General features: G+C 54.1%; 12 protein-coding genes. All 12 read right to left on the reverse strand.

Annotated elements, in window-relative coordinates:
* Positions 1-54: 54 nt before the first annotated feature.
* The 12 genes from rplX to rplC all read right to left on the reverse strand — a co-directional run bounded on the left by rplX (position 55) and on the right by rplC (position 5,557).
* Positions 55-372, reverse strand: a complete 318-nt coding sequence (gene rplX / locus M6F29_RS08550) for a 50S ribosomal protein L24 (protein WP_297454748.1) — start codon at positions 370-372, stop codon at positions 55-57.
* 8 nt (positions 373-380) lie between these two features.
* Positions 381-749: a 50S ribosomal protein L14 gene (rplN, locus tag M6F29_RS08555; RefSeq protein WP_031597152.1), complete on the reverse strand. Its 369-nt coding sequence runs from the start codon at positions 747-749 to the stop codon at positions 381-383.
* Between the two features lie 180 nt (positions 750-929).
* Positions 930-1,205, reverse strand: coding sequence for a 30S ribosomal protein S17 (rpsQ, locus tag M6F29_RS08560; RefSeq protein ID WP_297484252.1), 276 nt, complete (start codon positions 1,203-1,205; stop codon positions 930-932).
* Complete coding sequence (gene rpmC, locus M6F29_RS08565) at positions 1,202-1,396, reverse strand: 50S ribosomal protein L29 (protein WP_297484256.1); 195 nt, start codon at positions 1,394-1,396, stop codon at positions 1,202-1,204. The genes rpsQ and rpmC overlap by 4 nt, the downstream gene beginning before the upstream one ends.
* Positions 1,397-1,401: 5 nt before the next feature.
* Positions 1,402-1,815: a 50S ribosomal protein L16 gene (gene rplP, locus M6F29_RS08570; RefSeq protein WP_031597147.1), complete on the reverse strand. Its 414-nt coding sequence runs from the start codon at positions 1,813-1,815 to the stop codon at positions 1,402-1,404.
* A complete protein-coding gene (gene rpsC / locus M6F29_RS08575) occupies positions 1,799-2,509 on the reverse strand; it encodes a 30S ribosomal protein S3 (protein ID WP_297477227.1) in 711 nt (236 codons plus the stop codon). The genes rplP and rpsC overlap by 17 nt, the downstream gene beginning before the upstream one ends.
* A 2-nt stretch (positions 2,510-2,511) precedes the next feature.
* Entirely contained in the window at positions 2,512-2,850 is a 339-nt protein-coding gene (rplV, locus tag M6F29_RS08580; RefSeq protein ID WP_363320350.1) for a 50S ribosomal protein L22, read from the reverse strand.
* Between the two features lie 8 nt (positions 2,851-2,858).
* Positions 2,859-3,143 (reverse strand): 30S ribosomal protein S19, encoded by a 285-nt coding sequence (rpsS, locus tag M6F29_RS08585; protein ID WP_297454760.1) that lies wholly within the window; start codon positions 3,141-3,143, stop codon positions 2,859-2,861.
* An 11-nt stretch (positions 3,144-3,154) separates the two neighbouring features.
* Positions 3,155-3,982: a 50S ribosomal protein L2 gene (gene rplB, locus M6F29_RS08590; RefSeq protein ID WP_298158628.1), complete on the reverse strand. Its 828-nt coding sequence runs from the start codon at positions 3,980-3,982 to the stop codon at positions 3,155-3,157.
* Positions 3,983-3,985: 3 nt separating this feature from the next.
* On the reverse strand, positions 3,986-4,294 hold the full coding sequence (gene rplW / locus M6F29_RS08595) for a 50S ribosomal protein L23 (protein ID WP_297454765.1): 309 nt from the start codon (positions 4,292-4,294) through the stop codon (positions 3,986-3,988).
* Positions 4,291-4,911, reverse strand: coding sequence for a 50S ribosomal protein L4 (rplD, locus tag M6F29_RS08600; protein WP_297477223.1), 621 nt, complete (start codon positions 4,909-4,911; stop codon positions 4,291-4,293). The genes rplW and rplD overlap by 4 nt, the downstream gene beginning before the upstream one ends.
* Position 4,912: 1 nt before the next feature.
* The gene (rplC, locus tag M6F29_RS08605; protein WP_297454770.1) at positions 4,913-5,557 is read right to left on the reverse strand and encodes a 50S ribosomal protein L3; all 645 of its coding nucleotides are present in this window, start codon (positions 5,555-5,557) and stop codon (positions 4,913-4,915) included.
* Positions 5,558-5,675 lie beyond the last annotated feature (118 nt).

Genomic DNA, 5,675 nt, shown 5'->3' on the forward strand with positions numbered 1-5,675 from the left:
TTCAGGCACGACATTTTCTTTATAGTAACTATCCAGGCGGCTCATACTTTGTCCTTACGCATCGACCACTTCGCCATTCGACTTGAAGAAACGGACTTTCTTTCCGTCTTCAAGGATACGAATGCCCACTCGATCGGCTTTCTGTGTGGCAGGATTGAACAGTGCTACATTGGAGATGTGCAGGGGCATTTCCTTGGTCAGGATTCCGCCATTTTCACCCTTGGCCGGGTTGGGACGAACGTGCTTGCGCACTTGATTGATCCCTTCCACGACCACTCCATCGAGACCGACCATTTCACGAATGGCGCCCCGTTTACCCTTGTCCTTGCCAGCAATGGCAACGACTTCATCACCCTTACGAAACTTGCGCATGTCTGCTCCTATAATACTTCAGGGGCCAGAGAAACGATTTTCATGAATTTCTCTGTTCTGAGTTCGCGCGTGACGGGCCCAAAGATCCGGGTTCCGATGGGTTCCAATTTGGCATTGAGCAGTACTGCTGCATTGCCATCAAAGCGAACCAGGGAACCATCAGGGCGACGCACACCTTTAGCGGTTCTGACGACGACCGCGTTATAGACCTCACCTTTCTTGACGCGACCACGAGGCGCAGCACTTTTGATGCTGACCTTGATCACATCCCCTATCCCGGCATAACGCCGTTTTGAACCGCCGAGAACCTTGATGCACATCACTGACTTGGCACCGGTGTTATCTGCGACATCGAGTTTCGATTGCATTTGAATCATGGTTTAAACCTCTCCAACTTAATTCACCGTGTTGCTTTGCAGGTTCAGGATCAGCGATCCCGAATCGGTGACCAGTTTTGGACCCCGTTGTATTGGGAAAATGGTACTACCTAAGGAACCGCTGATTCTAGCACTGATATGGATACTTTGCAAGCAGCCCGTGATCCACTATGAAAACGATCAGGCCGATGCCGCGCGCGAAACCAGTTCAGTAACTGTCCATGTCTTGGTTTTGGACAGGGGACGGCACTCTTCGATGACGACCACATCACCGGTGTGCACCGAATTGTCTTCGGTGTGGGCATGGTATTTCTTGGTCCGACGCATGATCTTCCCGATAAAGGGATGTGTCACCGTACGTTCCACCAGGACCGTGACAGTCTTGTCCATTTTATCGCTCACTACGGTACCGGTGAGGGTTCGTTTCCCTCCCTTCGCCTTTTCTTCCGCACTCATTTGGCTACTCCCTTTTCAGCGATCACGGTTTTGACCCGCGCAATTTCGCGCCGCAACTTGCCAAGTTCACTGGTTTTATTACTTTGTTGCGTGGCAATCTGCATTTTCAGACCAAAACGAGCCTGATACAGATTGACCAACTCTTGATTGAGTTCTTCTGCACTCTTGGTTCTCAAGTCTTTTGTCTTCATGCCCATCATCCCAATTGTCGCGTGACGAATGTCGTGGCAATGGGCAATTTGGCCGCAGCCAACTGAAAAGCCTCCCGTGCCAATGCCTCATCCACCCCGTCCATTTCATAAAGTACTTTGCCTGGTACGATCTCAGCCACAAAATATTCCGGGCTGCCCTTCCCATTTCCCATCCGTACTTCGGCTGGTTTGCGTGAAATGGGTTTATCCGGGAATATCCGGATCCAGATCCGTCCGCCCCGCTTGATATGACGGGTCATGGCACGCCGCGCTGCTTCGATCTGGCGGGCGGTCAAACGACCCCGTTCCGTGGCCTTGAGACCGAAGTCCCCAAAGGAAACCTTTGCGCCACGGGTCGCCACGCCGGTATTCCGGCCCTTTTGTTGCTTCCGATATTTTGTTCTAGCTGGCTGCAGCATTTCGAACTCCTGACTTACGTGATTTCTTCTCAGGTTCAGCCGGAGCAGCGACGACCTGCTCACCACGACCCATGTTTTCGCCCTTGAATACCAGGACACGCACGCCAATGACCCCGTAAGTGGTTTTGGCTTCCGAGAAGCCGTAGTCGATGTCGGCACGCAGTGTGTGGAGGGGAACCCGGCCTTCACGATACCATTCGGTACGGGCAATTTCGATCCCGTTCAGGCGACCGCTGCTGGTGATCTTGATGCCCTGGGCACCCAGACGCATGGCATTTTGCATGGCACGTTTCATGGCACGACGGAACATGACGCGCTTTTCCAGTTGGCTCGTGATTCCATCCGCAATGATCTGTGCATCGATTTCCGGTTTGCGAATTTCTTCGATATTGACGGCCACCGGGACTTTCATCAATTTCTGCAGACTGGTCCGCAGGTTTTCGATGTCCTCGCCTTTCTTGCCGATCACCATCCCGGGACGGGCACTGTAAATGGTGATTTTGGCATTCTTGGCCGGACGTTCGATGATGACACGACCCACGGATGCGTTGGCCAATCTCTTTTTCAGAAAGGCACGAACCTTGATGTCATCCTGCAACATGCCAGGAAAGTTTTTTGAATTGGCAAACCAGCGCGAACTCCAGTTCTTGAGAACGCTCAATCGAAAGCCGACTGGATGAATTTTCTGACCCATGGTTACTCCTCGTCCGCGACCGTGACATAGATATGACAGGTGGGTTTGACGATGCGATTCCCACGTCCTTTGGCCCGCGCCGTAAAGCGCTTCAGTACCGGCCCTTTCTCCACGAAAATTGTGGAAATTTTCAACTCGTCCACATCCAGGCCAAGATTGTGCTCGGCATTGGCAATCGCCGATTCAAGCACTTTCTTGATGATTTTCGCCCCTTTTTTGGGGCTGAAATTCAGTACGTCCAGAGCTTTTGCCACGCCCAGGCCACGCACCTGATCAGCGACCAGCCGACCTTTCTGTGCAGAAAGGTGTACTCCTCGCAATGTTGCTTGTACGTTCATCATGGTTCCCCTTACTTCTTGCCGGAGGAAGCTTTCTTGTCTGCCGCATGACCCTTGAAGGTACGCGTCAGAGAAAACTCGCCTAACTTGTGGCCCACCATATTTTCAGTGACATACACCGGGATATGTTGCTTCCCGTTATGTACTGCAATGGTCAGCCCAACAAAATCCGGCAGTACCGTGGAACGCCGTGACCAAGTCTTGATGGGGCGTTTATCCTTGGAGGCCACTGCAGCCTCCACCTTTTTGATGAGGTGACCGTCTACAAACGGTCCCTTCTTAACCGAACGTGCCATATCGATGACCCTTATGCCGATTGCCGACGACGAACGATCATATTGTTCGTGCGTTTGTTCTTGCGTGTACGATACCCCTTGGTCTGAATACCCCAGGGACTGACAGGATGACGGCCTGCGGCAGTTTTGCCTTCACCGCCCCCATGAGGATGGTCCACAGGATTCATGGCCACCCCGCGCACCGTGGGGCGGATCCCGCGCCAGCGCTGAGCCCCGGCCTTCCCGATGGAACGAAGATTATGTTCTTCGTTGCTCACTTCCCCGAGGGTTGCGCGACAATCCACATGGACGCGCCGGATTTCTCCCGAGCGCAAACGAAGTTGCGCATAAGATCCTTCCCGCGCCAGAAGTTGCACCGAGGTGCCTGCGGAACGGGCCATCTGGGCGCCCTTGCCAGGTTGCATTTCGATACAGTGGATGGTGCTCCCCACCGGAATATTGCGAAGCGGCAGGCAATTTCCCGGCTTGATGGGCGCCTCGGCACCACTCATCAATTGCGCTCCCTGCAAAATGCCTTTGGGCGCAATGATGTAACGGCGCTCTCCATCGGCATAACACAGCAGTGCCAGATGTGCGGTCCGGTTGGGATCGTACTCGATGCGCTCGACCTTGGCGACGATGCCGTCCTTGTTGCGCCGGAAATCCACGAGGCGATAATGCTGACGATGACCGCCCCCCTGATGGCGGGTGGTGATATGTCCGTTATTGTTCCGTCCGGCGTGTTTGAATTGCTTTTCCAGCAAACTCTTTTCCGCTTCGCCCTTGTGCAGGTGGGGATGGCTGACTCTGATCACGCCCCGCCGGCCCGGCGATGTAGGTTTCATCTTGATGATCGCCATGTCTTATTCTCCCTGCACCAGATTGAGTTCCTGGCCAGCCTTGAGGCAGACGTAGGCTTTTTTCCAATCCTTACGCTTGCCCACGAAACGACCAGAACGTTTGTGTTTGCCCTTGACGTTGACGACCTGAACGGTGTCTACCTCAACCTTGAACAGATGTTGAACTGCCGCCTTGATTTCCGCCTTGGTTGCATCACAAACCACGCGAAACACGGCTTGCTGATGCTTGTCCGCTACGCGCGTACTTTTTTCGGAAATGACAGGGGCTTCGATGATCTGAAGCAGACGTTCTTCACGAATGACGGTATTCATCCCAGCACCTCCTCGAATTTCTTGACTGCACTGCGTGTCAGGACCACTTTCGGGAAACGCACCAGATTGTAAGGATCTGCTTCCGTGACCATGAGAACCAATGCGTTCGGCAGATTTCTCGAAGACAGGTAAAGGTTCTCGTCCAGGCTGTCGGTAATGATCAGTACGCGTTCCAGCCCCATCCCCTTCAGTTTTCCCGCAAAGTGGCGGGTTTTGGGTGATTCGAGCGCAATATCCTCGACCACCGCCAGGCGATCTTCCCGCACCAGTTGTGACAGGATGGTGCACATGCCCACGCGGTACATCTTGCGGTTGACCTTATGGCCGAAGTTTTCATCCGGGCTGGAAGGAAAAATCTTGCCGCCGCCACGCCACAGCGGACTGGAGGCCATCCCGGCGCGGGCTCGGCCGGTCCCCTTCTGTTTCCAGGGCTTGCGGGTAGACTTGGCCACTTCGCTGCGTCCCTTCTGGGCCCGGGTTCCTTGCCGCGCATTGGCCTGGAAGGCAACGATCAACTGGTGTACCAGCGGTTCGTTGTAATCCCTGGCAAACAATGCGTCGGAACCATTGACAGTTGAAGTCACCTGCCCGTTATCATCGATCAGTTTGAGATCCATCTCATGCACCTCCCTTGACTGCGGGCTTGACGATCACATGACCACCCTTGGAGCCAGGAATGGCGCCTTTGATCAAGAGTAGATTGCGTGCGTTATCGATTCGCACGATTTCCAGATTCTGCGTGGTACGGCGATCATCACCGTAGTGTCCGGCCATCCGCTTTCCTGGAAACACCCGGCCAGGATCCTGCGCCATCCCGATGGAACCCGGGCTGTTATGGCTGAGAGAATTACCATGGCTGGCACGGTTGGAACTGAAGTGGTGTCGTTTGATCGCGCCGGTGAACCCTTTACCCAGCGTGGTTCCGGTGACATCGACTTTTTGTCCCACCTGAAACTGATCCAGGGGAAGAACGGAACCCAGGGACAGGTCTGCAACCTGAACCTCGCTCACCGGAAATTCACGGGTCATGGTCCCGGCCAATGAACCGGATTTTGCCAGATGGCCCGCTTGTGCCTTGGTCACGCGGCTGGCACGTCGTTCACCATACGTAACCTGAATGGCAGAATACCCATCCGTTGCTGGCGTTTTGATTTGCGTGACGCGATTACCGCCCACTTCCACGACGGTGACTGGAATAGCCTCACCGTCATCAGTGAAGACGCGCGTCATGCCGACTTTACGGCCGACAAGTCCTATCGTCATCTTGATTGTTCCTTATGTTTGTTTCCTGTGAGGACCCCCTGGCCCTCCTCAGGCGCCGATTCCAATTGACCGGCTGGCACTGCACTTACATCCTAACCTTCAATTATAACTTGATTTC

The organism is Ferrovum sp. (genome assembly GCF_027317285.1).
Classification (GTDB): Bacteria; Pseudomonadota; Gammaproteobacteria; order Burkholderiales; family Ferrovaceae; genus Ferrovum.

Excerpts from the sequence above, each read along its gene's own strand:
- rplX (WP_297454748.1), bottom strand. The coding sequence starts at position 372 with ATGCGCAAGTTTCGTAAGGGTGATGAAGTCGTTGCCATTGCTGGCAAG.
- rplN (WP_031597152.1), bottom strand. The coding sequence starts at position 749 with ATGATTCAAATGCAATCGAAACTCGATGTCGCAGATAACACCGGTGCC.
- rpsQ (WP_297484252.1), bottom strand. The coding sequence starts at position 1,205 with ATGAGTGCGGAAGAAAAGGCGAAGGGAGGGAAACGAACCCTCACCGGT.
- rpmC (WP_297484256.1), bottom strand. The coding sequence starts at position 1,396 with ATGAAGACAAAAGACTTGAGAACCAAGAGTGCAGAAGAACTCAATCAA.
- rplP (WP_031597147.1), bottom strand. The coding sequence starts at position 1,815 with ATGCTGCAGCCAGCTAGAACAAAATATCGGAAGCAACAAAAGGGCCGG.
- rpsC (WP_297477227.1), bottom strand. The coding sequence starts at position 2,509 with ATGGGTCAGAAAATTCATCCAGTCGGCTTTCGATTGAGCGTTCTCAAG.
- rplV (WP_363320350.1), bottom strand. The coding sequence starts at position 2,850 with ATGATGAACGTACAAGCAACATTGCGAGGAGTACACCTTTCTGCACAG.
- rpsS (WP_297454760.1), bottom strand. The coding sequence starts at position 3,143 with ATGGCACGTTCGGTTAAGAAGGGACCGTTTGTAGACGGTCACCTCATC.
- rplB (WP_298158628.1), bottom strand. The coding sequence starts at position 3,982 with ATGGCGATCATCAAGATGAAACCTACATCGCCGGGCCGGCGGGGCGTG.
- rplW (WP_297454765.1), bottom strand. The coding sequence starts at position 4,294 with ATGAATACCGTCATTCGTGAAGAACGTCTGCTTCAGATCATCGAAGCC.
- rplD (WP_297477223.1), bottom strand. The coding sequence starts at position 4,911 with ATGGATCTCAAACTGATCGATGATAACGGGCAGGTGACTTCAACTGTC.
- rplC (WP_297454770.1), bottom strand. The coding sequence starts at position 5,557 with ATGACGATAGGACTTGTCGGCCGTAAAGTCGGCATGACGCGCGTCTTC.